Source organism: Algoriphagus marincola DSM 16067 (genome assembly GCF_000429405.1).
Taxonomy (GTDB): domain Bacteria; phylum Bacteroidota; class Bacteroidia; order Cytophagales; family Cyclobacteriaceae; genus Algoriphagus; species Algoriphagus marincola.
In genome coordinates this window covers 335,353-359,066 of the sequence record NZ_AUBU01000001.1, presented here as the reverse complement: position 1 = coordinate 359,066, position 23,714 = coordinate 335,353, and the positions used below count along the sequence as shown (strand labels likewise).

General features: G+C 40.7%; 28 protein-coding genes and 1 other RNA gene. 20 read left to right on the top strand and 9 right to left on the bottom strand.

All coding sequences use genetic code 11. The annotated features are described in order from the left end of the window. Nucleotides 1–124: 124 nt before the first annotated feature. From G457_RS0101675 to G457_RS0101660, 3 genes are all read right to left on the bottom strand, one after another. On the bottom strand, nucleotides 125–847 hold the full coding sequence (locus G457_RS0101675; protein ID WP_035482928.1) for an acyl-[acyl-carrier-protein] thioesterase: 723 nt from the start codon (nucleotides 845–847) through the stop codon (nucleotides 125–127). Then, nucleotides 840–2,000 carry an MFS transporter gene (locus G457_RS0101670; protein WP_035482925.1) on the bottom strand — a complete coding sequence of 387 codons (1,161 nt, stop codon included), beginning with the start codon at nucleotides 1,998–2,000 and terminating at the stop codon, nucleotides 840–842. The genes G457_RS0101675 and G457_RS0101670 overlap by 8 nt, the downstream gene beginning before the upstream one ends. 204 nt (nucleotides 2,001–2,204) lie before the next feature. After that, complete coding sequence (locus G457_RS0101660) at nucleotides 2,205–2,750, bottom strand: hypothetical protein (protein WP_026944926.1); 546 nt, start codon at nucleotides 2,748–2,750, stop codon at nucleotides 2,205–2,207. 143 nt (nucleotides 2,751–2,893) lie between these two features. Between G457_RS0101660 and G457_RS0101655 the strand changes: the two genes are divergently transcribed. The 7 genes from G457_RS0101655 (at nucleotide 2,894) to G457_RS0101630 (ending at nucleotide 7,345) form a co-directional block, all read left to right on the top strand. Next, nucleotides 2,894–3,478, top strand: coding sequence for a hypothetical protein (locus G457_RS0101655; RefSeq protein WP_155847064.1), 585 nt, complete (start codon nucleotides 2,894–2,896; stop codon nucleotides 3,476–3,478). Between the two features lie 155 nt (nucleotides 3,479–3,633). Beyond that, nucleotides 3,634–3,720: signal recognition particle sRNA small type (gene ffs / locus G457_RS22485), an RNA gene on the top strand. Nucleotides 3,721–3,824: 104 nt separating this feature from the next. Further along, on the top strand, nucleotides 3,825–4,484 hold the full coding sequence (fsa, locus tag G457_RS0101650; RefSeq protein WP_026944924.1) for a fructose-6-phosphate aldolase: 660 nt from the start codon (nucleotides 3,825–3,827) through the stop codon (nucleotides 4,482–4,484). Nucleotides 4,485–4,508: 24 nt separating this feature from the next. After that, a complete protein-coding gene (locus tag G457_RS0101645; protein ID WP_024281733.1) occupies nucleotides 4,509–4,712 on the top strand; it encodes a hypothetical protein in 204 nt (67 codons plus the stop codon). A 3-nt stretch (nucleotides 4,713–4,715) separates the two neighbouring features. Then, nucleotides 4,716–5,426, top strand: coding sequence for a cell division ATP-binding protein FtsE (locus G457_RS0101640; protein ID WP_026944923.1), 711 nt, complete (start codon nucleotides 4,716–4,718; stop codon nucleotides 5,424–5,426). A 192-nt stretch (nucleotides 5,427–5,618) separates the two neighbouring features. Next, nucleotides 5,619–7,007 (top strand): S41 family peptidase, encoded by a 1,389-nt coding sequence (locus G457_RS0101635; RefSeq protein WP_026944922.1) that lies wholly within the window; start codon nucleotides 5,619–5,621, stop codon nucleotides 7,005–7,007. Nucleotides 7,008–7,084: 77 nt separating this feature from the next. Beyond that, nucleotides 7,085–7,345, top strand: coding sequence for a hypothetical protein (locus G457_RS0101630; protein WP_155847063.1), 261 nt, complete (start codon nucleotides 7,085–7,087; stop codon nucleotides 7,343–7,345). Between the two features lie 50 nt (nucleotides 7,346–7,395). Here the strand turns inward: G457_RS0101630 and G457_RS0101625 are convergent, their stop codons facing one another. From G457_RS0101625 to G457_RS0101610, 4 genes are all read right to left on the bottom strand, one after another. Beyond that, on the bottom strand, nucleotides 7,396–8,103 hold the full coding sequence (locus G457_RS0101625) for a tetratricopeptide repeat protein (protein WP_026944920.1): 708 nt from the start codon (nucleotides 8,101–8,103) through the stop codon (nucleotides 7,396–7,398). A 111-nt stretch (nucleotides 8,104–8,214) separates the two neighbouring features. Continuing rightward, nucleotides 8,215–9,630 carry a CCA tRNA nucleotidyltransferase gene (locus tag G457_RS0101620; protein WP_026944919.1) on the bottom strand — a complete coding sequence of 472 codons (1,416 nt, stop codon included), beginning with the start codon at nucleotides 9,628–9,630 and terminating at the stop codon, nucleotides 8,215–8,217. Then, the gene (locus G457_RS0101615) at nucleotides 9,627–10,100 is read right to left on the bottom strand and encodes a hypothetical protein (RefSeq protein ID WP_026944918.1); all 474 of its coding nucleotides are present in this window, start codon (nucleotides 10,098–10,100) and stop codon (nucleotides 9,627–9,629) included. Before G457_RS0101615 ends, G457_RS0101620 begins: the two co-directional genes overlap by 4 nt. A gap of 193 nt (nucleotides 10,101–10,293) precedes the next feature. Further along, nucleotides 10,294–10,695: a hypothetical protein gene (locus tag G457_RS0101610; RefSeq protein WP_026944917.1), complete on the bottom strand. Its 402-nt coding sequence runs from the start codon at nucleotides 10,693–10,695 to the stop codon at nucleotides 10,294–10,296. Between the two features lie 430 nt (nucleotides 10,696–11,125). Between G457_RS0101610 and G457_RS0101605 the strand changes: the two genes are divergently transcribed. The 7 genes from G457_RS0101605 (at nucleotide 11,126) to lepB (ending at nucleotide 18,968) form a co-directional block, all read left to right on the top strand. Continuing rightward, entirely contained in the window at nucleotides 11,126–12,745 is a 1,620-nt protein-coding gene (locus G457_RS0101605) for a CTP synthase (protein WP_026944916.1), read from the top strand. A 31-nt stretch (nucleotides 12,746–12,776) separates the two neighbouring features. Further along, entirely contained in the window at nucleotides 12,777–14,579 is a 1,803-nt protein-coding gene (yidC, locus tag G457_RS0101600) for a membrane protein insertase YidC (protein WP_026944915.1), read from the top strand. Nucleotides 14,580–14,851: 272 nt separating this feature from the next. Next, nucleotides 14,852–15,643 carry a ParA family protein gene (locus G457_RS0101595; protein ID WP_026944914.1) on the top strand — a complete coding sequence of 264 codons (792 nt, stop codon included), beginning with the start codon at nucleotides 14,852–14,854 and terminating at the stop codon, nucleotides 15,641–15,643. Continuing rightward, nucleotides 15,636–16,547, top strand: a complete 912-nt coding sequence (locus tag G457_RS0101590) for a ParB/RepB/Spo0J family partition protein (protein ID WP_026944913.1) — start codon at nucleotides 15,636–15,638, stop codon at nucleotides 16,545–16,547. The genes G457_RS0101595 and G457_RS0101590 overlap by 8 nt, the downstream gene beginning before the upstream one ends. Before the next feature lie 2 nt (nucleotides 16,548–16,549). After that, nucleotides 16,550–17,158 (top strand): DUF5683 domain-containing protein, encoded by a 609-nt coding sequence (locus G457_RS0101585; protein ID WP_248602806.1) that lies wholly within the window; start codon nucleotides 16,550–16,552, stop codon nucleotides 17,156–17,158. Then, complete coding sequence (gene dapB, locus G457_RS0101580) at nucleotides 17,159–17,881, top strand: 4-hydroxy-tetrahydrodipicolinate reductase (RefSeq protein ID WP_026944911.1); 723 nt, start codon at nucleotides 17,159–17,161, stop codon at nucleotides 17,879–17,881. A 10-nt stretch (nucleotides 17,882–17,891) separates the two neighbouring features. After that, nucleotides 17,892–18,968: a signal peptidase I gene (lepB, locus tag G457_RS0101575; RefSeq protein WP_026944910.1), complete on the top strand. Its 1,077-nt coding sequence runs from the start codon at nucleotides 17,892–17,894 to the stop codon at nucleotides 18,966–18,968. Nucleotides 18,969–19,008: 40 nt separating this feature from the next. Here lepB and ung read toward each other — a convergent pair whose 3' ends face one another. Beyond that, a complete protein-coding gene (gene ung, locus G457_RS0101570; RefSeq protein ID WP_026944909.1) occupies nucleotides 19,009–19,671 on the bottom strand; it encodes a uracil-DNA glycosylase in 663 nt (220 codons plus the stop codon). A gap of 63 nt (nucleotides 19,672–19,734) precedes the next feature. On the opposite strand from ung, the gene apaG reads away from it, so the two are divergent. Both apaG and G457_RS0101560 read left to right on the top strand, forming a co-directional pair. Further along, nucleotides 19,735–20,121: a Co2+/Mg2+ efflux protein ApaG gene (gene apaG, locus G457_RS0101565; RefSeq protein WP_024281717.1), complete on the top strand. Its 387-nt coding sequence runs from the start codon at nucleotides 19,735–19,737 to the stop codon at nucleotides 20,119–20,121. Nucleotides 20,122–20,232: 111 nt separating this feature from the next. Beyond that, nucleotides 20,233–20,907, top strand: a complete 675-nt coding sequence (locus G457_RS0101560; protein WP_248602805.1) for an O-methyltransferase — start codon at nucleotides 20,233–20,235, stop codon at nucleotides 20,905–20,907. Here G457_RS0101560 and G457_RS0101555 read toward each other — a convergent pair. Continuing rightward, a complete protein-coding gene (locus G457_RS0101555) occupies nucleotides 20,901–21,485 on the bottom strand; it encodes a class I SAM-dependent methyltransferase (protein ID WP_026944907.1) in 585 nt (194 codons plus the stop codon). The two genes, G457_RS0101560 and G457_RS0101555, sit on opposite strands and share 7 nt — an antisense overlap. 16 nt (nucleotides 21,486–21,501) lie before the next feature. Here G457_RS0101555 and G457_RS0101550 point away from each other — a divergent pair, with 16 nt between their 5' ends. The 4 genes from G457_RS0101550 to rplI all read left to right on the top strand — a co-directional run bounded on the left by G457_RS0101550 (nucleotide 21,502) and on the right by rplI (nucleotide 23,681). After that, complete coding sequence (locus G457_RS0101550; protein ID WP_026944906.1) at nucleotides 21,502–22,431, top strand: hypothetical protein; 930 nt, start codon at nucleotides 21,502–21,504, stop codon at nucleotides 22,429–22,431. A gap of 150 nt (nucleotides 22,432–22,581) precedes the next feature. Then, entirely contained in the window at nucleotides 22,582–22,953 is a 372-nt protein-coding gene (rpsF, locus tag G457_RS0101545; RefSeq protein WP_024281713.1) for a 30S ribosomal protein S6, read from the top strand. After that, nucleotides 22,950–23,201, top strand: coding sequence for a 30S ribosomal protein S18 (rpsR, locus tag G457_RS0101540; RefSeq protein WP_024281712.1), 252 nt, complete (start codon nucleotides 22,950–22,952; stop codon nucleotides 23,199–23,201). Before rpsF ends, rpsR begins: the two co-directional genes overlap by 4 nt. 36 nt (nucleotides 23,202–23,237) lie before the next feature. Next, a complete protein-coding gene (gene rplI / locus G457_RS0101535; RefSeq protein ID WP_026944905.1) occupies nucleotides 23,238–23,681 on the top strand; it encodes a 50S ribosomal protein L9 in 444 nt (147 codons plus the stop codon). Nucleotides 23,682–23,714 lie beyond the last annotated feature (33 nt).

Genomic DNA, 23,714 nt, shown 5'->3' with positions numbered 1-23,714 from the left:
GATTAATTTTATGAATGTTTTGCCGATTTGATCCATTTTCATTTCTAATCTAAAAACAAAAATCGAGAATCATTCCCTATTGGTGCTGTGACTTGGATCACATGATCAGATAGATCTTATAAAATCAAATCTTAACGACAGCTGAAAACACCTTCTTTTCGCCCACCTGACCCAAAATCTGAAGCTCAGAATCCAGCCTTTTAATGAAAAAATCTACTTGATCTCCCAAAAAGCATTCCGCTAAATAGTTGATGGATAGAGATTCAATTTTTAAGCCTTCTTCCTGCATGAAATCCTCCACCCACCTGATATAGCTTGTGTTATTGACGTGATTTTGCAAGTCTAAATCTGATGCACGTACCTTGATTCCGGTTGCAGACTTCTCAAGCGATTTCAACCGATGTCGCTCAGGAATCCATGCTGGTTTTGAATTAACTTTAAAAAGATGATCAGGCAAAGCCTTTTCCGGCGCAATGATTTTTTTGCTTTGACTATCCAACAAAAGCCAGCTACTCATCCCTGCGGCAAGTGTTTTTCCTTTATCCCCTAGCATCAAAAACTCCCTAAAAGCAAAGAGCCCTTCTACTCCCCGACCAGCAGTGAAAATTTCTACCTGATCTCCCCAACTCGGTAAATCTTCACATTTGATTTCAAAGCGGGAAAGAACCCACATCTGATTAGCTTCTTGGAGTATTCTACCAAAATCTGCTGAATCCGCATGTCTCCAAGCCACTTCCTGAAAAAGATCCGCCAAATCCTTCCATCGAAGCTTTCCATCGGGATTGACTTGGAATGAACCTATTTCGAACACTTTACTAAACTGAAATGACTCAGACTTACTATTCATGCATAAATGGTTTTGGATTAAAAACCTCAGTTCTGATCGTTGATAAAAGTGCGATTCCCAATCCATTAACCGCTATTAATGAAAAGGATATCTTTAAATTGAAAAGATCGGCAATAAATCCAATCAAGGGAGGACCTATCAAAAAACCGAAAAATGAAAGCGTCGACACTATCGCCAAAGCCACTCCAGGTGAATAAAGAGTTGATCTTCCGGCGACGCTGTAGGAAATCGGGACTATGGAAGCAACTCCAAAACCAACCAATAAGAAACCTATCGTAGCCCAAAGCAATACCGGTGCTAATACCGAAATCAAAAGACCCGAGAAAATCAAAACACCGCTGAATCTCAAAACGGGTACTTTTCCAAAACGCTGAATAATCCGATCAGAAATAAAACGCCCAGATGCCATCGTGCCCATAAAGGCCACATACCCTAAAGTGATCCATTCGGCAGGCGCTTCCACTACTTTTTTGAAATACACCCCACTCCAATCAAACATACAACCCTCTGTCATCATTCCCAGAAATGAAATCAGGCCCACTCTTAGCAATAGCGCATCCGGTCTTTTCAATACAAGCCCTCCTCCATCTCCTCTGGATTTTTCCTCCTTGATGTATGGTCGAGTACTCAAAATGATAGCAGCGGAGATAAAGGCCACAAACAAATAATGGTAAAAAGGAATCCAGCCTAGGCCAATCATCACTGCACCTATCCCTGCCCCTACAAATCCTGCTGAACTCCAAAGTCCATGAAAAGAAGCCAAGATACTTCTACCCATCTCATCTTCGAAGTCAAGCGCCTGCGTGTTGAGTGCAATGTTCATGATATTCCCAAGCATACCAAAGAATACCAAAACGACAATCAGCATCCAGAGTGAAGGACTAAGCCCTATCAGGGGCAAACTGAATGCATATAAAAAACTACCCCAAAGAATAACCGAACGGCTCCCATAGTGGTGGACCACCCATCCAGCAATCGGTAAACCTATCATGGACCCTATGGGCAGAAAAAGCAAAATACTTCCCAGCTGTCCTTCGGAAAGATTAAATTTTGCCTGAATATCAGGAATACGGGCTGCCCAGCTGGCAAAACATAGGCCCAAGAAGAAAAACATGCTGCCTAAAGCAATGCGGCGACGCAATAAAGACTTCATAAGATAGGTTTGAGGAATCGGACTGCAAATTAGGGATTTTATACCGCTTGTAAAGATTCGCATCCCCTCTCAAACTATTCATGATTAGCAGAGTTAAATCGGAAAGTCAAATCATGGAATTTATTATCGTAGGCGGCATCATCCTGACCGTTATTTTTCTGATTCGTTTTATCATCCAACGGGTATTTGGAAAGCCTTAAGTCCTTAAGATTCTTTCCCTCCACTTCCTTTAAATTGATCTTCCTTGTAGGCAAAAAGCACATTGAAAGTAGTCAATGAGCCATAGCATCTAGTAATGTATTGTTGTAAATGAACCCGATCTTCATCGTCTAGTTTAGGGTGATTATTGATGTTTTGCTCTAAAACCCGAAGCTTTTCCCGGACCATGACTACCTTATGAAAAAAGGTGTCAATGGGAATTTCCTTATTCTGCAAACCCTCATCACCGGGATAAATCACCACTTTGCCTCCAATCCATTTCCCTCCTAACGGGACGATAGGCATTCGCTCTGAAGTCTGAATCAGTGCCTCTCTGATGGCCTTTTCGACATCCTTTTGTGTTAACATTGGAAAATCCGGTTTTTTGGCCTCTTCGATTTCAAAGCCATCGTAATCCCTTGCGAGTGTTTTTATTTCCTCCGTATTGTAAAAATATATCTTGTAGTAGCTTTCATCCGCTGATAAAATCATCCCAAGTCCAAACTTAGGATGTCGTAATTTGCTTCCTGGAGCGAGTTCACTGGTGGACATATCTTAGATTATTGTGTTTGAAGTGGTCTAAAATAGAAATAAATTGGTTTTCAAATATCAAGTATTACTCCAATAAGTAACATTTTGGAATCTCAATCATTTCTTGGAAAAACTGAATTATGAAGCCCAGACAAAAAAGAATAATGCTCAATCTAATTGCTATTTTTCTTGGCTTTACCTTTTTCGGTGCAGGTATGAGTAAGCTTTTTGCTGATCATCAGTTTATCGGCTGGATAGGTCCGACTTGGCTGGTGGAGCGCCTCGAAGAGTACGGATTGGGTTTTTACGGGAAGTTCATAGCCTACTCACAGGTACTCATTGGCTATATGCTGATCACTACCCGATACAAATTGATAGGGGCAGTCATGCTAGTTCCTATGCTTTTGAATATACTAATGATTACGATTTCGCTTGAATGGAGTGGCACTCCTTATGTATTGGGCTTTCTTCTTTTTTTGAATGGCCTTATCCTCTGGCACTATCGAGACTTTTGGAATATACTGCTACATGAAGGCAATGGGGATAAAAGACTTCGCTTGAAAGGGAATAAAACCCCATTTGGGGACGCTGTTTGGTTTATAGGCTTAACTCTTCAATTTTTGGCTATTTCGGTGTCTTTTCATCAAATATGGATTGGCTTAGCACTCTCATTAATCGGCTTGGTCATATCACTTCTTTCATTTCGTCTTGATCAGATAAATTCAGTTAGAAAAGCTGAGATTACCTGAATTTTCGATTCAGAAAAATTCAATTTTATAAACACGCAAATTTCATTTAGCCCCAACATAAAGAGCCTCAGCTTACTAGATTCCTGTTCAGGTTTTTCAGGGATAATCTTAGAAGAAAAAATTGGATTGAGTGGAATTTGCCGTATCTTTGCGCCCTAGCGGCACGACCAGCTCCTGCCAAATCCCCCAGGTCCGGAAGGAAGCAAGGGTAGGCGGTTGTAGCGGTGCGATGCCGCTTCTTTTTTTGCCCTTTTTTGGCTGTAGATTTTAGGATTTCAGTTCCTTATCCTGATTTAAATTTTAACTTTGTCAGATAGCCTAAATCTAATTCGAAAACCATTATCCTATGAAATTCTTTATCGATACCGCCAATCTTTCCGAAATTCAAGAAGCTTATGACCTTGGTGTATTAGACGGTGTCACCACCAATCCCTCACTGATGGCCAAAGAAGGCATATCTGGGGATGAAGCCGTAAAAGCTCATTACAAAGCAATCTGCAACATCGTAGATGATAAAGTTAGTGCAGAAGTGATTGCTACCGATTTTAACGGAATGATTCGTGAAGGAAAGGAGCTTGCTAAAATTGATGATAAAATCGTGGTGAAAATCCCGATGATCAAAGAGGGGGTCAAAGCCATCAAATACTTTCACAGTGAAGGAATCAGAACCAATTGCACCTTGGTTTTCTCAGCTGGCCAGGCACTTCTAGCTGCCAAGGCAGGAGCTTCCTACCTTTCTCCTTTCATCGGGCGTTTGGATGATATTTCTTTTGATGGACTGGAGCTTATACAGCAAATCGTACACATTTATCGAACTTATGATTTTCAGACGGAAGTGCTTGCAGCAAGTATCCGCCACACCATGCACTTGATCAAATGTGCTGAAATCGGTGCAGACGTAGTCACTTGTCCCCTGAAGGTAATCACCGGTCTATTAAATCACCCATTGACGGATAAGGGTCTGGCACAGTTTCTGGCAGACCATGCAAAGGCAGCCGGAAAATAAATTGAAAAACCAAGGAAGCGATCCATGTACATCATCAAAGTAAAAGGCAAGGCCAAAATCCCGGATTATATACAAATACGGGATGAGAATTTCGTTCTAGTGGCCTATTTCCGTGCCGATCGACCTATGAAAAATCCAGAGAAATTTGGATTAGAAGGGAAGGAAGATGCCCTTCAAAAATTGATCGATGAGTTGCCTTTCGGAAAACTTCAAAAACTGGATTTGTAATCAATGGATTTTAGCAAAGACCCTGTACTTAAAGTAGATCATGTGACGGTTTTTCAGGGAGTTGACCCAGTCCTCTCTGATGTCTCGTTTTCTGTAGAGCAACATGAATTCGTGTTCCTCATTGGGCAAACTGGAAGTGGTAAAAGTTCCCTTCTCAAAACACTCTATGCTGATTTGCCTTTGAAGTCAGGCTCGGTTGAGATTGCAGGATTCGACCTGAATAAGATAAAATCCAATGAAGTTCCTTTCTTGAGAAGAAAACTTGGAATTATTTTCCAAGATTTTCAACTTTTCAATGATAGAACAGTCGCAGAGAATTTGGCCTTTGTCATGAAGGCTACCGGCTGGAAAGATAAAGTAAAAATCAAGGAGCGAATGGCCGAGGTATTATTACTTGTGGGGCTACACAACTCCTCGAGCAAAATGCCTCATCAACTCAGTGGCGGAGAACAGCAGCGTGTGGTGATTGCAAGAGCTTTGCTTAATGAGCCATCTATTCTGCTTGCAGATGAACCTACAGGAAACCTAGATCCAGATGTGGCAGATGGTATTTTTAAACTCTTCCAAGAGATCAATAAAAAAGGAACAGCTATCTTGATGGCAACCCATAATCATGACTTGCTTCGTAAGTACCCCTATCGAGTACTCAAATGCGAAAAAGGAAAACTACTTGATAGTCAGACACACGACGTTTCTTTCGGATCAAGTTACTAATTATAACAAGGCCTAGCTCTCTTACGTTATCAGATAAATATATTCGCTTTAATACCAAAAGAACTATTTGCCGTTCTAAGTTTCCGTAAACAATTTCGGATGATTTCGATCTTTAGACTTTTATCTCTTGAGCAGGGGTAATTTTACGGAGATTCGAGTCCCAAGACCCAGATAGTTATATATCACTCGAGTATGAAAAAAATAAAAATCCAGAAAGCTTTCTATCTGATAGCTTTCATTGCACTAGGTGCTTGTAATAGTGAAGATCAAAATCCTCCACCGGTGGATCCAGGAAGTGAGGTAGCTGTGAACCGATGGATTCAAGAGGTTATGGATCAAGTTTACTTTTGGCTTGATGATATGCGCCAACCCATCGCTGAGACTTCCGCACCTGAAGATTACTTTGAATCTTTACTTTTCAGACCCACAGATCGATTTTCAGCCATTTTCCCAGATTACCAAGAGCTTATCAATTCACTCAATGGGGTGACTTTGGAGTCTGGATATGAATTCATTCTCTTTAGAGAAAGTCAAAACTCTGACAACGTCATCGCTGAGATAACTTATATCAAGAAGAATAGTCCAGCTGCATCGGCGGGATTAAGACGTGGTGACATCATCCGGACGATAAATGGTCAACAAATGAATGTGGAAAATTTCCGTGATGTTTTGGAAGACATATCCTCCACTCATACGGTTAATTTCCTACGATTCAATGAAGAAACGGCCGCTTTCGAAAATCAAGGAGATGTAGAGCTTAATGCAGTTCAACTTGCCGAAGATCCTAATTTCCTTGACACGATCTACACGATCAACAATCAAAAAATAGGCTATGTAGTTTACCATTTCTTTGCTCCAGGTCCTGGTAGTGGCAGCACTGCTTATGATCAAGAAATGGATGCAATCTTTGCAAAATTCAAGGCAGAATCAATCAATCACCTAATTGTTGACTTTCGATATAATGGTGGTGGCTTTGTTTCTTCTGCTGTTAACCTAGCGAGTCTTATAGCTCCTGGAGTCACTCAGAATGATATTTTCTCGAAGACAAAATACAATAGTTTCCTGAGTGGCTTCGACGATTTCCAAAATGTACAGACACCATTCCGAACCAAAGCACAAAATCTAGGAAATATCTTGAGCGGAAATCGGGTATATATTTTAACCTCAAGTCGCACGGCTTCGGCTTCAGAATTAATAATAAATGGGCTTCGTCCTTACATGGACGTGTTTCTAATTGGTGATGTGACTACAGGAAAAAATGTAGGTTCTATACCTTTCGAAGACGAGGAAAACCCACAAAATACCTACGGCATCCTACCCATCGTCACCCAAAGTGCCAATAGCCAGGATGAGTCTGATTATACCAACGGATTTACTCCAAATATCCCTGCTAGAGAAGTGGAAGAGCGCTTAAGACCCTTTGGTGATGTCAATGAGCAACTATTGAGAACAGCGATTGCTGAAATTACAGGTCAATCTCCATCTGGCCGTTTTCAAAAGCTATCAAGGTCAGATTTGGGAAGTACCCTTGATTATAAAATCAGAACTGGTCGAATGATTGAAAACATCAAGTTTGAATAATAAAAAAATTTAAACCTCCGGTTCGGAAGCAAGCTCAAGGAGCTTGCTTTTTTGCTTTATTATCAAATCGTTAACATTTGAATCCACGGTTTCAAAAGCGCTTAATTTTAAGTTATTTCGAGCCTATGCAAGAGATCGCTAGCTTTGTCTTGATTTTGGCGGTATACTTCCTGGGAATATTGGCCATCGTTCAAGAAGTCTCCAATCCGAAGTACATCAACTTTAGAAAGAATTCCAGAGAAATGGTGAGAGTACCTGTCAACTATGGAAAAATCCTAACAGTCAGTTTCCTATTGGCTCTTTTAACCACTGCTCTCGCTTACTATCTTTTTATCTAAAAAAAACAGCTCCCAAAAAGAGAGCTGTTCTTCAATGCGGCCAGATCTAATTATGATTGTGCCTTCTTCAAATTTTCTTTCGCTAGATCAAAGGCAGGATCCAATTCGATTGCTTCTTGAAAAGCGGTAGTTGCCTCAGATTTAGACCCCTGATCCAAATAGATCATGCCCTTTAGATTAAGAGCTGCAGCCTTGATACTCACTTCCTGAGTTTCTGTCTGAGACTTTGGAAATCCGATTTTTTCATCCGCTTTAGCATTCTTGATCAGCATATTGGTAGAATTGAGTGCTTCCTCATATCGCTTTAAGGAATATTGTAAAAATGCTGACTTATATAGGCTGAAGTTATCTCCTGTCAATAGATGTAGACTTTCATAATGAGGCAAAGCCCTGTCTAAAGCTCCTACCTGCTCTAAGGAATAAGCGGCTATTTCTAATGCGCCAATATTTCGATCATTTACCTCGAGAATATCCATCGCAACGAGGGCTGCAGAGGTGGATTGGCCCAATTCGAAATATAATGATCCCAAAAGCTCTTGATATCTCAAGTTTTCCGGATTTCTAACGATTAATCTATATAAAGCAGATTTAGCAAGCTCAGGATCATTGTATCGCATTGCTAGCTGGTAGGAAGCTTGATCCTGAATATTAAGAGCAATTTTGTCTTTGGGATCCATTTGTACTGTGGAGTCAGCACTTTGTGCTTGTGCGTATCCAATTGAGAGGACAAAGGCAAATAGGGTGAGTAAACGTTTCATATAATTAAACTTTCTGTTGTGGTATATTTCTTTGAATTAAGTCGGAAAGTAAATGCTTTTTTCTAATTCTATTTATTCTTTTGATTTGACTTAAACAGATTTTAAGATCTTTTATTTATCGGAAATCCCCATCCGTTTTGCGATGTCGTGCATCAGGCCTCTAGCCTCTTCGGGATTGTTTTTGATTTTGCCCTCTAATATAGCTTCTTTGATCTCCTCTTTGATATCGCCTACTATTTTGGAAGGCTTTAGATCGAAAGTTGACATAATTTCCTCCCCACTAATTGGTGGCTGAAAGTTTCTAACTTGATCTTTCTCTTCTACCTCTTGCAATTTACGCTCTACTTTATCGAAGTTTTCCAGGTAGCGTTTTACCTTTTTATCATTCTTGGAAGTGATATCTGCCCGACAAAGCATCATCAATTCGTCGATCGCATCTCCCGCATCAAAGAGTAGGCGTCGCAAGGCAGAATCCGTGACTTCATCCTTGACCAAAGCTATCGGCCGAAGGTGAAGGCGTACCAATTTCTGGACAAATTTCATCCGGTCATCCATCGGCAATTTGAGACGCTTAAATATCCCCGGCACCATCCGTGCGCCTTTATCTTCATGCCCATGAAATGTCCAACCAACTTTAGGATTAAACCGCTTAGTGGCAGGCTTGGCAATATCATGCAGAATAGCCGCCCATCTAAGCCAAAGGTCATCACTCACTTTGGCTACATTGTCGAGTACTTGAAGTGTATGATAAAAATTATCCTTGTGAGACTTATCGTCAACAGTATCTACACCTTGAAGCTCGACCATCTCCGGGAAAAACTCATGGATCAATTTACCTGCAAAAAGCAATTTAAAGCCGTAAGAAGGAGTAGGCGTTTCAATGATTTTATTTAGCTCGGTAATGATTCTTTCAGCGGATACAATCTTAAGGCGGGCTGCATTGTCTTGAATAGCAAAAAAGGTATCTGCTTCAATATCGAAATTAAGTTGAGCTGCAAATCGTACCGCCCGCATCATCCGAAGAGGATCATCCGAGAAAGTTACATTGGGTTCTAGGGGTGTTTGAATGTTTTTTCTTTTCAGGTCCTTTTGTCCGTTGAAAGGGTCCAATAATTCCCCGAAATCCTCTTGATTGAGGGAAATAGCCATCGCGTTAATCGTGAAGTCCCTCCGCTCCAAGTCTTCCATCAAAGTACCGTCTTCCACGATTGGCTTTCTGCTTTCGGATCGATAAGATTCCTTCCGGGCTCCCACAAACTCGAGTTCATAATCTCCCCAATTGATCATGGCAGTCCCAAAATTCTTGAAGATTGATACAGGAACATCTTTTCCCAAAGCCTTTGAAACTTCTTTGGCAAGTGCAATTCCACTACCCACGCAGGTAAAATCGATATCTTTATTTTCTCTTTCCAAAAGTAGATCACGAACGTATCCGCCTACTACGTAAGTGGGAAGCCCCAGTCTTTGACCTGCCTCTCCTACAATTTTGAAAATTGAATTTTGATCTAGTTTCTCTTTAAAATTCATCCCTTGATGATTTTCACATCCCCTTCTGGGCTTAAAAATAGCTCTTTCAAATTAGGACTAAAAAGCGGAAAAAGCTCCTTCACCTGTAAGTCAACAGGGCTTTTTACATTTTCCCATCTAGCCATGAGGATTTTACTAGCTTGAAACAAAAAACCATTCCAGGCCTTATCCCTGATCAATGCAAAGCGAATCTTTCCATTTTCAGGCAATCCTTTGGGAAGTAAGTCAGATGCCGGGCTGTGATAGATGGTTGGTTTGGAAGCATAATCTACGATATCTAAAGATACCTCCGAAAACTGCTCTGCTACCGATCTAATCTGAAAAACATCAAACAAAAGAAATACCCAGTCAGACCCCAAATCCTCCTGCCAGGTGTCTGCATACTGGAAATGAATGACACTTCCATTTCCTTCCTTGATGAATAGACTGCCCTTGGTTTTTAATGTTTCGAGTAATGGTTTGTAATCCAATTTCTATTGATTTTTTGCAAAATTAATCAGATATCTGAGAGCTTACAGATTAATAGAAAAAATGTACTCCTTAAAAAGAATAAATTACCCGAATAGAAAAGGAAAAATATTTTTGAACATGTGAAATCAACCAAAAATGAAGTAATAAAAAAAGCGGAACTAGTCCGCTTTTATCAAAATAAATAGGTGATATTTAACCTCTTAGCCAGTTGATAAATGTCTGATAACCAATACCGATCTCTCTAGCAAAAGCAGCTTTGGTCTTTTTACCGGTAGCTTCTACCTTCTTCCACTCTTCAAGAATTTTTGATTTTTCTTGATCAGAGAAAGTTCTTCTTTTGGATGTTTTAGTACCTGACTGTCCTGTGATTAAACCAATTAGTTCATTTAGGTCATTTAAAAAACGTCCGTCTGTTAGATGCAATCCTGCATTCTCCAATTTTTTAATAACATCATCTTTTGGGTTTACAGGAGTAACTGCAATACCTCTGGCAGCAGCTTCGTGAAGATCTACTCTTTTACCTTCAGAAGTTACATAAATAAAACCATCATTCTTTTTAAGATCTGCAATTGCTTCTTTAATAAGTTCTCTCATAATCGTTTTTGTTTTTAGGTAAAAATGATGGAGCAATATATTATTTCATAATGAGAATGAAAAAGCTTTCTGATATTTTATATAAAAATAATTAAAAACTATTTACTATTTATTTCTTGATAGAGTATTAGCACTAATCATTGAACAACAAAAGAGGTAAAATGCTAAACCAAAAAGTTTACTCTAAAGCATAAAATTAAAAAGTTTTAACATAGATAGGTTGGATTATATTACAAATTCGTTGAATTACATTTTATATCTATAGCTAAAAATACTGTTTGACCAATCACGAAGAAAAAGAAAAAATTAGGCGATCGTAGTTGGATTTTTTAGCTCAGAAAAAATCTCCGTTCAGTTCTTTCTCGGATATTTTCCGTAATTTTGAGCCCCATAAGAATCCAAATAGAAACAACACGCTCACTCCATTCTTATGGCCTCATCAACCAAATACATTTTCATCACCGGAGGAGTTACCTCCTCATTAGGAAAGGGTATTATTGCCGCTTCTTTAGGCAAATTACTCCAGTCCCGTGGCTTTTCTGTCACTATCCAGAAATTCGACCCCTATCTAAACATTGATCCAGGCACTCTCAATCCATACGAACATGGAGAATGCTATGTGACAGATGATGGAGCGGAAACTGATTTGGACCTTGGCCACTATGAGCGATTTCTAAATACCTCTACCTCCCAAAGCAACAATGTCACGACAGGGAGGATTTACAACAATGTCATTACCAAAGAGCGTAAAGGAGAGTTTTTGGGAAAAACCGTCCAGGTCATTCCTCATATTACAGACGAAATCAAAAACAACTTTTACAAGCTAGGCCAAGAAGGTAAGTATGATGTGATCATCACCGAAATCGGAGGTTGCGTAGGCGATATTGAATCTTTGCCATTCATTGAGGCAGTTCGACAAGCTCGATGGGATCTTGGCCCCAATAATTTCTTGGTTATTCATTTGACGCTCATCCCCTACCTGAAGGCTGCGAAAGAGCTCAAGACAAAGCCGACTCAGCACTCCGTAAAGCAACTCCTAGAGGCTGGTATTCAACCTGATATCTTAGTATGCCGGACCGAATATCATCTTCCCGCTGAGGTAAAGAAGAAATTGGCGCTTTTCTGCAACGTACAGCTAAATAGTGTCATCGAAGCGATGGACGCTGATACTATTTATGATGTGCCACTTTTAATGAAGAAAGAAAAGCTAGATGAACGCGTATTGTCAAAGCTTAAGCTTTCGTCCAAACAAAATACAGACTTGGATGAATGGAAGGACTTTTTGGGTAAACTCAAAAATCCAACGCAAGAAGTCACTATCGGGCTTATCGGAAAATATGTTTCCTTACCCGATTCCTATAAATCCATTATTGAAGCTTTCACACATGCAGGGGCATCCGTAGAATGTCATGTAAACTTAAAGTTGATCTCATCCGAAGAAATCAATCTGGACAATTTCAAATCAAAGCTCAGTGACTTGGATGGGATTTTGGTAGCACCCGGATTTGGTGAAAGAGGATTTGAAGGCAAAATCGAAACGGTCCGCTATGCACGGGAAGAGAAAATTCCGTTTTTTGGAATCTGCCTGGGCATGCAAGTGGCAGTGATAGAATTTGCAAGAAATGTCCTACAGCTACCAAATGCAAACAGTACGGAAATGGACGAAAACACCCCGCATCCTGTCATAGATTTGATGGAAGAGCAGAAACAGATCGAGCAAATGGGTGGAACAATGCGATTAGGTGCGTATACTTGCGAACTCAAAAGAGGAAGTAAGGCCTATCAGGCCTACGGAACCAAAAAAGTTCAAGAACGACATAGACATCGCTATGAGTTTAACAACAAATACTTAGAGCAGATAGAAAGAGCAGGAATGCTTGCTACGGGTAAAAATCCTGACACGGGTCTTGTAGAAATTATGGAGATCAAAAACCATCCTTGGTTTGTAGGCGTTCAATTTCATCCCGAGTACCGAAGCACCGTCTTGAACCCACAGCCTCTTTTCGTGAAATTTATTGAAGCGGCGATAGAAAATAAAAAATATAAGTAAGTAGTCCCGGTAATCCCGGGCAATAGCATTTATGGATAGAAATCAAGCGACAGGACTGATATTATTTGCAGCAGTCATCCTTATTTACTCGATTTTCTTTGCCTCGGGGCCTGAAATTGATCCAAGTGAAGAAACCATCGCAGTAGAAAACACCGTAACTCCCAATCAGGGAAGTATTGAAGAATTCCCGCCGATCCAAAAGGAAGAAACCGACTCCCTATCAGAGGACAAAATCAACAGATATGGTGTCTTAGCCACACTTACTCTCGGTAAGGAGGAGATAGTCACTATGGAAAATGATGTCATCAAAGTCGATGTATCCACCAAAGGCGGCACCATCAAAAATGTAGAGCTAAAGGAGTACAAAACATGGGAAGGCAAGCCCCTGCTTCTTTTGGATGAAGAGTCATCCTCCATGTCTCAAAAGCTAGAGACTACCAAAGGCCCTGTTCTTTTGGAAGATTTCTATTTCTTTCCCGAACTGACTTCAGAGACTTCAGAGGATGGCAAGCAGATCCAAGTTCTCACACTTCAGACTGGAACGGAAAGCGGTACTTTATTGCACCGGTTTGAATTAGTAGAAGGGTCATTTCAAGTCAAAAAGTCTTTCGAGATTAACGATTATCAAGGGGTTTTTACCCAAAACCACTTAAGCATTTCTTGGAATGATGTGGCGAGAGCCCATGAGCAGGATTTGGCTGAGTCTCGTAGAAAAACAGAAGTCAACTACTACACAGCTGAAGGTTCCTATGAAAACCTTGGCGTAGGAGATTCTCCAGAGGCCGAGAGCCCAACCGAAGCTGTAAAGTGGATTGGTTTTAGCCAGCGCTTTTTTACGGCAGGGATTATAGCTGACCAAAATTTCTCCAATGTTAATGTAGCTCAAAGCACCCCAACAGATAGTGCCTTTGTCAGACAAATGGAAGCAAGTTTTGACGTTCCTTTGACAGAGGGAAAGGCTGATTACACCTTTTACTTTGGGCCAGATCGATATAAAGTACTTAAGCAAGTAACAGAAGGGTTTGAGAAAAACGTTGACATGGGTTACTTCTTTGTCAGTTGGGTGAATAAGTACATCATTGTTAATCTATTCGCATTTCTTGAGAAATACTTCAGCAATTATGGAGTAATCATCATTTTGATCGTATTGATTATCAAGTTGGCCTTATCTCCTCTTACCTATAAGTCCTACATCGGCATGGCAAAAATGAGGGTGATAAAACCTGAAATCGACGAGCTTAAAGAAAAATACGGAGAAGATCCAACCAAGATGCAGCAAGAGCAAATGAAGCTATTTTCGCAACTTGGCGTTTCGCCAGTAGCGGGCTGTCTTCCTTTACTCTTCCAGATGCCCTTCCTTTTCGCGATGTTCTTCTTTTTCCCGAACTCGATCGAACTTAGGCAAGAATCCTTCCTGTGGGCCAATGATCTTTCTACCTATGATGAGTTTATCAAACTACCATTTACCATCCCATTTTATGGTTCTCACGTCAGTTTATTTACTCTACTGATGACCATTTCGCAGATTGTTTACACCCACTTCAACAATCAGCTGACTACGGCCACTGGCCCGATGAAAAATTTGGGCTACATCATGCCCGTAATGTTCATGTTTATCCTGAACTCTTATCCAGCAGGCTTGAGCTTTTACTACTTCGTTTCTAATATGGTGACTTTTGGTCAGCAGGCATTGATCAAGCTATTTGTAGACGATGAAAAGATTCGCCAAAAAGTAGAAGCCAATAAGGTCAAAAACGCAAATAAGAAGAAGTCTAAGTTCCAACAAAGACTAGAAGATGCCATGAAGGCTGCCGATGCAAATCGGAAAAAATAAATAAGAAAGGGCTTCGGCCCTTTTTTTGTGGATTAGGCTGATTCGTTTTTCGAATCAAATTAAGTATCACTTGAGAAACTTTAACAATCAGGCATGCCATTCTCCGCTAACTTTGTTATCTTCTTGATCTTCAATCAAAACAAATAATCTAGCCTAGAACAGCATTCAAAAAAACCAAGTGATTATTTGAACTGCTTCCTAGAAAAAAGAAAAAAATGAGTCGACAGAGCCGGGATTTTGTTTAATATTGAAGTTAAATTTATCGTATCATCATGGGAAAAATCATTGCAATCGCCAACCAAAAAGGTGGAGTAGGAAAAACTACTACCGCGATGAATCTTGCTGCCAGTTTGGCGGTTTTGGAGTACAAAACCTTGGTGATTGATGCTGATCCACAGGCAAATACAACTTCAGGCCTTGGGCAAGACCCAAAATCCATCAGTACCAGCATCTATGAGTGCATGGTGGATGGAATTCCCGTCGAGGAAATCATCATCCATACCGAAATCGAATACCTTGATCTAGTTCCATCACATATTGACTTGGTCGGTGCCGAGGTAGAGATGATCAATATGGAAAACCGCGAGGAGAAGATGAAGGAAGTTATTTCTGGATTGAGAGATAAATACGACTTCATCATTATTGACTGTTCGCCTTCCTTAGGCTTGATTACGATCAATGCACTGACTGCGGCCAATTCGGTAATTATCCCTGTGCAATGTGAATATTTCGCATTGGAAGGTCTAGGTAAGCTTTTGAATACGATCAAGATCATCCAAACCAGACTCAACCCTGATTTGGAGATCGAAGGAATTCTTTTGACCATGTATGATGTGAGACTCCGCCTATCTAATCAGGTTGTAGAGGAAGTTCGCCTCCATTTCAAAAACATGGTATTCGAAACCATCATTCCAAGAAATGTGCGATTGGGCGAGGCACCAAGCTTTGGATTGCCGGCTATTGCTTTTGATGCAGAAGGAAAAGGATCCATTGCTTACCTCAACTTGGCCAATGAGATTGCTGAGAAAAACGGACTAAAAAAACCAGAACAAGCTCATGGCTGATAATAAACCCAACCGAAAGAAAAGTGCACTTGGTCGCGGCCTAGGAGCCCTTCTTCAGGATAGTCCTGCTAAAAATAAAGGAGAAGAGATCCTTCCTGAAGTTCAGAAGACCGGCATCTTTGAATTGGAGCTTTCTCAAATTCAGGTCAATCCTTTTCAACCTCGGACCCACTTCGACAAAGAAGCGCTTGAAGAACTTGCAGAATCCATTCGCGTCCAGGGAATTATTCAGCCAATCACAGTTAGAAAACTGGATCAGAACGAGTATCAACTGATCTCAGGTGAGCGGAGATTTCAAGCATCCAAGCTTGCCGGCTTGGTAAAGATACCTGCCTATGTAAGGACAGCCAATGATCAGCAAATGCTGGAAATGGCCTTGATCGAAAATATTCAGCGGGAAAATCTTAATGCGCTAGAAATCGCACAATCCTATCAGCGACTTTTAGCTGAGTGCAATCTCAAGCAAGAAGAACTAGGCGACCGGGTAGGAAAAAACAGAACTACTGTCAATAATTATCTACGATTACTGAAACTCCCTCCATCGATTCAAGCAGCTATTCGAGATCAAAAATTATCCATGGGGCATGCCCGGGCACTTATCAATGTAGAAGACATTGACAAGCAATTGGCGATCTTTAAGAAAGCAATTGATGAGGAGCTAAGTGTAAGAAAAGTAGAAGCCCTCGTCAAGGCATTGAATGAGGCACAACCAAGCAAAAAGGAAAAGCCCGAATTAGATCCTGTCAAAAAATATGAGTTGAACAAGCTTCAGCAGCGACTAGCATCTCATTTTGGGACAAAAGTGGCTCTCAAATCTGACCCAAAAAACCGGGGAGAAATCAAAATCCCTTTTCATTCAGCATCTGACCTCAATAGAATTCTCGAAATTCTTGAAATCATTTGATTTTGCGCAGCCATCTACTTTGTAAAAGAATCCTCTCCAACTTAAGTCGCATTGGAGCGATGGGGGTTCTCTTTTGGCTTTTGGCTTATTCCGCAGCTTCTGCACAGCAGGATACCATACGAGTAGAAGAGCGAAAAAGTAAAAGGGAAAAACCTGATTACTCTTCTTTACCAAAAAACCCAAGAAAAGCCACTATGCTATCAGCTATTTTACCTGGAGCAGGACAGGTTTACAATGGTAAAGCATGGAAAGTCCCAATCCTTTATGCTGGGTTTATGGCTGATATTTATTTCATTGGCTACAATAACAGAAGATACCAAGTTTTCAGAGAAGCGCTATTTGCCTTTGATGATGGGGAACCCAATTTATTCCCAAGTCTGAATCGGGATGCTTTAGTCCGAAATGTAGATTATTGGAGGCGAAATCGAGACTTGACTATCCTGCTGCTTGGAGTCATCTACGCCTTGAATATCATTGATGCAAATGTGGACGCACACCTTTCCGGCTTTGATATCTCAGACGAACTCAGTCTTGCTATTGAACCAAGCATGCAACAATTCGCAGCCCAAAACCAATCGTTGGGCATAAGTGTAAAATTGAAATTCAAATAAATGAACATTATAATTCTAGGATATGGGAAAATGGGGAAAATAATCGGTGAAATAGCCGAATCCCGTGGTCATTCCATCCTTGCCAAAATTGACGAAAACAACCGAGAAACGCTCAATGGCTTGGATCTATCCAAAGTCGATGTAGCAATCGAGTTCAGCCAACCTGAAGCTGCTGTCACCAATATAACTTGGTGCCTTGAGAACGGAATCCCAATTGTATCAGGTACAACGGGGTGGTTAAAACACAAGCCCAACATAGAGAAATTAGCAATCGAGAAAGGCACTCCTTTCTTCTATGCCTCAAATTTTAGTATCGGTGTAAACGTATTTTTTAAAGTCAATCAGTATCTTGCCAAACTGATGGGTGAAACAGCTAGCTACCAGGTAGAAATAGAGGAAATTCACCATACGGCTAAAAAAGATGCTCCTTCTGGCACTGCTATCACTCTGGCAGAGGGTATCTTGGAAGCCCAGAGCGGCTTGAAGGGCTGGTACTTGTCCGGGGAAGCGCCCGAAAATGGACAAAAACTTCCGATCATTTCTAAGCGCATTGATCCGGCACCTGGCACACATATCATACGCTATCAATCTGAAATTGATGATATTGAGATCAGCCACACAGCTCACAGTAGACAGGGATTTGCGCTTGGCGCGGTTTTAGTTGCCGAATGGATACCTGGAAAAAGTGGAGTATTGAATATGAATGATTTTCTGTCTTTTTGAATATTAAAGTATGAGTTCGAAGAATAAAAAGAAAAAATCTGCTGCGAGGGAATGGCTCGACGCCTTGGTTTTTGCAGTAGTAGCGGCCAGTTTGATCCGCTGGTTATTGCTGGAGCCTTTTACCATTCCTACAGCTTCTATGGAAAAGTCCCTATTGGTGGGAGACTTCCTTTTTGTAAGTAAAATGCACTATGGGACTCGGATTCCCAAAACACCTTTACAGGTACCACTAACCCATCAAAAGATTTGGGGAACGGAAATTCCCTCCTATTCTGATGCTATCCAGTTACCTTACATGAGACTACCTGGCTTTGCCGATGTAGAGCGAAATGACGTTGTTGTATTCAATTACCCAGTGGAATTTGAATACCCCAATGACCTGAAAACCAACTATATCAAACGAGCAGTCGCTGTTCCGGGTGATGAATTGGAAATCAAAGATGGGGATCTCTACATCAATGGCGAACTAGCCATGAAACCCGAAGAAATGCAATTTTCCTACGATGTCTTAACCAGTAGGATGCTAAATGCAGATTTTTTCGCTGATTATGGAATTAACCCGGCAAGCTTCATGGCTTTATCAGATGGCTCAGGGTATATTGTGTTTGCTACTGATCTGGTAATTGACAGATTAAAGGAATCTCCTCTGGTCACAACAGTAAGAAAGCGAATCATGTCACCAAGAGGCGAGGACAGAATTTTTCCTGATGGAATGAAGATGGGTTGGAACAGAGATCAATATGGTCCTTTGACCATTCCCGGAGAAGGTACAACGATCGAATTGAATGCAGATAATATCTTGCGATATGGCTCCACCATCAAAAACTATGAAGGACACGAGCAGGTAGAGATCAGAGAAAATGAACTTTTGATCAATGGACAAAAAGTTGATAGCTATACCTTCAAGCAAAACTATTACTTCATGATGGGAGACAATCGTCATGATTCGCTTGATTCACGCTATTGGGGTTTTGTTCCCGAAGATCACGTGGTAGGAAAAGCCTGGTTCCTTTGGCTTTCACTGGATGAGTTCGAGTCATTCTTCAACAAAATCCGTTGGAGCAGGATATTTAAAAGCATCGAATAAATAAAAGGCCCTTTGAGGGCCTTTTATTTTTCTGTTGATATCACCAATCAATTGATTTCAAACCTTTCTGCTCTAAATAAGCATTGGCCTGAGAGAAATGGCGACACCCTAAAAACCCGCGATGAGCAGAAAGCGGGCTCGGGTGAGGAGCTTTCAATACCAGATGCTTAGACTGATCGATTAGGTCAGCCTTTTTTCCCGCATAGGCTCCCCAAAGCAGGAATACCACATTGGATTTGCCATCGCTGATCCGTTGGATCACCCGATCTGTAAATTCCTCCCAACCTTGTTTTTGATGTGAACCTGCCTCGCTCTTTCGGACAGTAAGTGTGGCATTCAACAGAAAAACACCTTGTCTTGCCCAGCAGGTTAAATCTCCATTTGGAGGCATGGCTTTTCCTATATCCGATTGGATTTCTTTGAAAATATTTAGAAGACTTGGAGGAAAAGGAATGCCCGGCTTTACCGAAAAGGAAAGCCCATGTGCTTGTCCGGGACCATGATATGGATCTTGTCCAAGTATGACGACTTTCACTTGATCAAAGGGACACTGATCAAACGCGTTGAAAATAAATTTCCCAGGTGGGAAAACTGGCCCTTTCTCGTATTCAGACTTTACAAATGTCACTAGTTTTTTGAAAAACTCTTCCTCAAAAATGTCGTTCAAAACATTATTCCAGGAATTTTCAATTTTTACTTTCATAGGTAAGAGTATTGATTTTCAAAGGCTTCATTGTATATTTGGAAACTTTTAATATTATTAAGAATGGTCACAGCAATCACTCAGGGAATAGAAGTCAGTATAGAAGTCACCTATCAGGCCGAATTTTCTAGCCCTCTACAACATCATTATGTTTTCACCTACAAGGTAACCATTCATAATAAAAGTGACATTACCGTTCAATTGTTGCGAAGGAGATGGGAAATTTCTGATGCAGCGGAAAACCGAAAAATTGTGGAAGGTGATGGAGTGGTCGGACAACAGCCCACGCTAGAACCCGGACAAAGTCATAGCTATGTATCAGGATGTAATCTTCGTTCTGGCTTGGGTAAAATGAAGGGGAGCTACACCATGCGAAAAGTCTATAATGAGAAGGAATTCGATGTAGAAGTTCCTGAATTTCAAATGATTGCTAATATTTTTCACAATTAAGATTTCTTGATCAAGAGTCTGTTTCCATTAAAAGGGTATTTTCAATATTGGCTTGAAAAAAAAAACAAAGCCTCTTTACAAAACCCCCACCTTGTTTCTTTAGTCTCTGAGTTGGAAATTTTTCTTAAGGAAAGAAAACACCTGGATTTTGACATCGAAGATTGGCGGGCCCAGTTACTTCAAAATCATCAAACTATTGAGGTCTTAGATCTGGGAGCAGGTTCTAAAAAAGTACCGTCTAATCGACGAAAAATCTCCGCAATTACAAAATACTCGACATCGGGAAGAAAATTCGCCCAACTCTACCAATACTTTGCCTCACTCACACCAGCTAATCACCTTTTGGAATTGGGAACCTGCATGGGCCTCACTACCCGATACCTACACCGGGTTGCGAAGGAAAAGCTGGCTACCTTCGAAGGCTCAGAAGCAATCCAAAATACTGCGAAAAGAGGCATGGAAAGCAGCCAAATAGAGTTTATTCTTGGAGATATTAGCGATACCCTGCCAACGTATTTGTCGGAAAATAATCAAGTGGACTTTGCGCTGTTAGATTCATCACATACTTATCAAAAAACCATAGAATTTACAGATTTACTGATGAAGCATTGTGACTCAAAAAGTATTTTGGCAATAGCTGATATCTATTGGTCCAAAGGAATGAATCGAGCCTGGCAGGAGCTAAAATCACGAAAAGAAGTCCAATTGAGTCTGGACTTTTATGAATGCGGGATTTTGATTTTTGATTATCCCGGAGAGAAAACTCACTTGATCCTAGACTATTGATTTTGAAGCATGAAAAACAACTCTACCCCCCTTCTCGGAGGAATGGAGTTGTAGCAGGGCTCCATTTTTATTATATCGAAGTATTTAGAAAATAGCTTTTCATAGTCCCTTATTTTCCCACCAAATGGAGGGCCTTGCCTTTCAAATTCTATAGAAAACAACACTCCGACAATCTTTCCATTTGGCTTCAAGAGTGTTTTCATTTTTTCACAATATGCCTCCCGCTGGTCGGGATGCAATGCACAAAAAAATGTCTGCTCTAAAATCAGGTCATAATCTCCTTTGTGGGTAAAAAAATCTTCGTTTAATAAGTTTTCATCTGGAAATTGAGGATTGGACTTCCTAAACTTTGTTAAAGGGTATTTAGCGAAATCCAGCAAAAACGTATTCTGGAAGCCTTTTTCAAATGCATAAGCGGCTTCATGCCCATTCCCTCCGCCTGGTATCAACACTTTGATATCCCGATTCTCAATTTGGTCTAAATATTGTACTAGCGGTGTAGAAGCGTAACCGATATCCCAGCCCGTGGCACCTTGCTCATAGCGCTGGGTCCAGTAGCTCTCATCCAAATAATTCATCAAGCCCTAAGTAGTTATGGACTCAAATTTTGAAAAAGATTCTCAACCAAAAAAAGACCAAGGCAAAAATATCATCATCATTGTCTTGGTGCTACTTGTAATCATTAGTGGGATCAAGTTATACACTGATTACGTAGACCGCACCAAAAAGACTGAAGAAATATTACTTCTGTCTACCGAAAACAATCAGCTCAACCAGCGTCTAGATTCGGTGACTTACCAGCTGAATCTGCGTATTCAGGAAATCGAGAAGTTGGGTGGAGATATCGCCGCGCTTGAAGAAGTACGCGACCAGTTGATAGCCGAGCGAAACTCCAATCGACAGCGCACCGCCAATGAAATCGCCGAACTCAATCGCCGAATTCAGTCATACAATGGTATGCTGCAGGAAAAGGATCAGGAAATTCTTGAGTTGAGAGCAATGAACCAACAGCTATATGCTGAGAATCAAGATCTCAAAACGACCCAAGCTGAAATCGAGGAAGAGGTTGCTCAACTGAACCTTCAGAAAGAGGATCTTCAGGCAAAGGTCAATGTTGCCTCCATGCTGAAAGCAGAAAATATCACCATTGCAGCTATCAACAGAAGAGGTAAAGAACGGGTAGAGACCACCAAAGACTTTAGAAACCGACAGATCGAACGGATCAAAATCAGTTTCAATTTCTCTGATAACAAGGTAGCTCAGCCAGGCCCTAGAAACGTCTATGTTCAGATTCTTGCTCCGAATGAGCAACCGATCTTTGATGTGGCCAAAGGATCAGGCACATTCACTGTGAATGGAGCCGAGCAGTTCTATACCGTCAAGCAGGACATCCTTTTTGATAATACCGGAGAACCGCTAACCTTCTACTACGAAAAGGGATCTGACTATGTCTCAGGAGACCATGAAGTCCGTATCTTTGTGGATGATTATCAGATTGGATCCAGAACATTCTCAGTGAAGTAAATCATCACAGACATGTCTTTTAAGCCTCTCAAATTCAGAGAGGCTTTTTTTATTGGGTGAGAAAATAGATAACAGATGTTATTTGGATAAAACCTAAAATCAACCTACTTTTGCGGTCTGTTTAATAAATTTCACACAAACACATTCAAAATGTTCCAAAGAAATTACGAGACGGTATTCATTTTAACTCCCGTTTTGTCTGATGTTCAGATGAAGGATACTGTCGACAAGTTTGTAAACTTGTTAAAAGAAGAGGGGGCAGATGTGATCAATGTGGAAAATTGGGGTCTTAAGAAGATGGCTTACGCTATTCAGAAGAAGACAACCGGTTTTTACGTATTGGTTGAGTACAAGGCGGATCCTACAGTGATCAAAAAGTTGGAGACTGAATTCCGACGTGACGAGAAAGTAATGCGATTCTTGACCACCGTATTGGACAAGCATGCGATCGCTTACGGAGACAGAAGAAGAAAAGGAGAGTTTAACAAAAAATCCGAAGCTAAGGAGGAAGCTGCCCAATGACACTATTCAACGAACCAATCAACAGAGGCGAAGTAAAGAAAAAATACTGCCGATTCAAGAAGCACGGGATCAAGTATATCGATTACAAAGACCCTAACTTCCTTTTGAAATTTGTCAATGAGCAAGGAAAGATCCTTCCAAGAAGATTGACTGGTAACTCTGCAAAGTATCAGCGTAAAGTTGCACAAGCAGTTAAGAAAGCTAGACATTTGGCTTTACTACCATTTGTAACTGACGGATTGAAGTAATTCACATCATCCTATCATTCTAAAAGCTAAACAGAAATGGAAATTATACTAAAAACAGACATCAAAGGTCTCGGCTATAAAAATGATTTGGTAAGTGTGAAGCCTGGATATGGACGCAATTACCTCATCCCTCAAGGATATGCCGTTTTGGCCACTTCTTCTAATAAGAAGATCCTAGCTGAAAACATTAAGCAAGCCGCTCACAAAGCTGAGAAAATCAAAGCAGATGCTGATGAGATCGCAAGCAAGCTTTCTGGCGTAACGCTTGAAATCAAAGCTAAAATCGGTGAAACTGGAAAAATCTTCGGAAAAGTAACCACCCTTCAAATTTCTGACGCCTTGGCAGCACAAGGATTTGATATTGATCGAAAGAAGATCGCTATCAATACTCCTGTCGACGGTGCCGGTGAATTTGTCGCAGAGGTTGACCTTCACAGAGAAGTAAAAACAGACGTAAAATTCGTAGTAGTCGCAGAGTAATCTCGACTTGATAAAAATAAAAAAGGGCTGAAA

Bases quoted from the DNA above. Each gene is read 5' to 3' on its own strand.
- dapB (WP_026944911.1), top strand. From the start codon at position 17,159: ATGAACATTATAATTCTAGGATATGGGAAAATGGGGAAAATAATCGGT.
- G457_RS0101555 (WP_026944907.1), bottom strand. From the start codon at position 21,485: ATGAATTATTTGGATGAGAGCTACTGGACCCAGCGCTATGAGCAAGGT.
- G457_RS0101550 (WP_026944906.1), top strand. From the start codon at position 21,502: ATGGACTCAAATTTTGAAAAAGATTCTCAACCAAAAAAAGACCAAGGC.
- apaG (WP_024281717.1), top strand. From the start codon at position 19,735: ATGGTCACAGCAATCACTCAGGGAATAGAAGTCAGTATAGAAGTCACC.
- G457_RS0101640 (WP_026944923.1), top strand. From the start codon at position 4,716: ATGGATTTTAGCAAAGACCCTGTACTTAAAGTAGATCATGTGACGGTT.
- ung (WP_026944909.1), bottom strand. From the start codon at position 19,671: ATGAAAGTAAAAATTGAAAATTCCTGGAATAATGTTTTGAACGACATT.
- G457_RS0101605 (WP_026944916.1), top strand. From the start codon at position 11,126: ATGGCCTCATCAACCAAATACATTTTCATCACCGGAGGAGTTACCTCC.
- G457_RS0101620 (WP_026944919.1), bottom strand. From the start codon at position 9,630: ATGAATTTTAAAGAGAAACTAGATCAAAATTCAATTTTCAAAATTGTA.
- G457_RS0101625 (WP_026944920.1), bottom strand. From the start codon at position 8,103: ATGAAACGTTTACTCACCCTATTTGCCTTTGTCCTCTCAATTGGATAC.
- G457_RS0101635 (WP_026944922.1), top strand. From the start codon at position 5,619: ATGAAAAAAATAAAAATCCAGAAAGCTTTCTATCTGATAGCTTTCATT.
- rplI (WP_026944905.1), top strand. From the start codon at position 23,238: ATGGAAATTATACTAAAAACAGACATCAAAGGTCTCGGCTATAAAAAT.
- rpsR (WP_024281712.1), top strand. From the start codon at position 22,950: ATGACACTATTCAACGAACCAATCAACAGAGGCGAAGTAAAGAAAAAA.
- G457_RS0101670 (WP_035482925.1), bottom strand. From the start codon at position 2,000: ATGAAGTCTTTATTGCGTCGCCGCATTGCTTTAGGCAGCATGTTTTTC.
- G457_RS0101590 (WP_026944913.1), top strand. From the start codon at position 15,636: ATGGCTGATAATAAACCCAACCGAAAGAAAAGTGCACTTGGTCGCGGC.
- G457_RS0101655 (WP_155847064.1), top strand. From the start codon at position 2,894: ATGCTCAATCTAATTGCTATTTTTCTTGGCTTTACCTTTTTCGGTGCA.
- G457_RS0101595 (WP_026944914.1), top strand. From the start codon at position 14,852: ATGGGAAAAATCATTGCAATCGCCAACCAAAAAGGTGGAGTAGGAAAA.
- yidC (WP_026944915.1), top strand. From the start codon at position 12,777: ATGGATAGAAATCAAGCGACAGGACTGATATTATTTGCAGCAGTCATC.
- lepB (WP_026944910.1), top strand. From the start codon at position 17,892: ATGAGTTCGAAGAATAAAAAGAAAAAATCTGCTGCGAGGGAATGGCTC.
- G457_RS0101610 (WP_026944917.1), bottom strand. From the start codon at position 10,695: ATGAGAGAACTTATTAAAGAAGCAATTGCAGATCTTAAAAAGAATGAT.
- G457_RS0101675 (WP_035482928.1), bottom strand. From the start codon at position 847: ATGAATAGTAAGTCTGAGTCATTTCAGTTTAGTAAAGTGTTCGAAATA.
- G457_RS0101645 (WP_024281733.1), top strand. From the start codon at position 4,509: ATGTACATCATCAAAGTAAAAGGCAAGGCCAAAATCCCGGATTATATA.
- rpsF (WP_024281713.1), top strand. From the start codon at position 22,582: ATGTTCCAAAGAAATTACGAGACGGTATTCATTTTAACTCCCGTTTTG.
- G457_RS0101660 (WP_026944926.1), bottom strand. From the start codon at position 2,750: ATGTCCACCAGTGAACTCGCTCCAGGAAGCAAATTACGACATCCTAAG.
- fsa (WP_026944924.1), top strand. From the start codon at position 3,825: ATGAAATTCTTTATCGATACCGCCAATCTTTCCGAAATTCAAGAAGCT.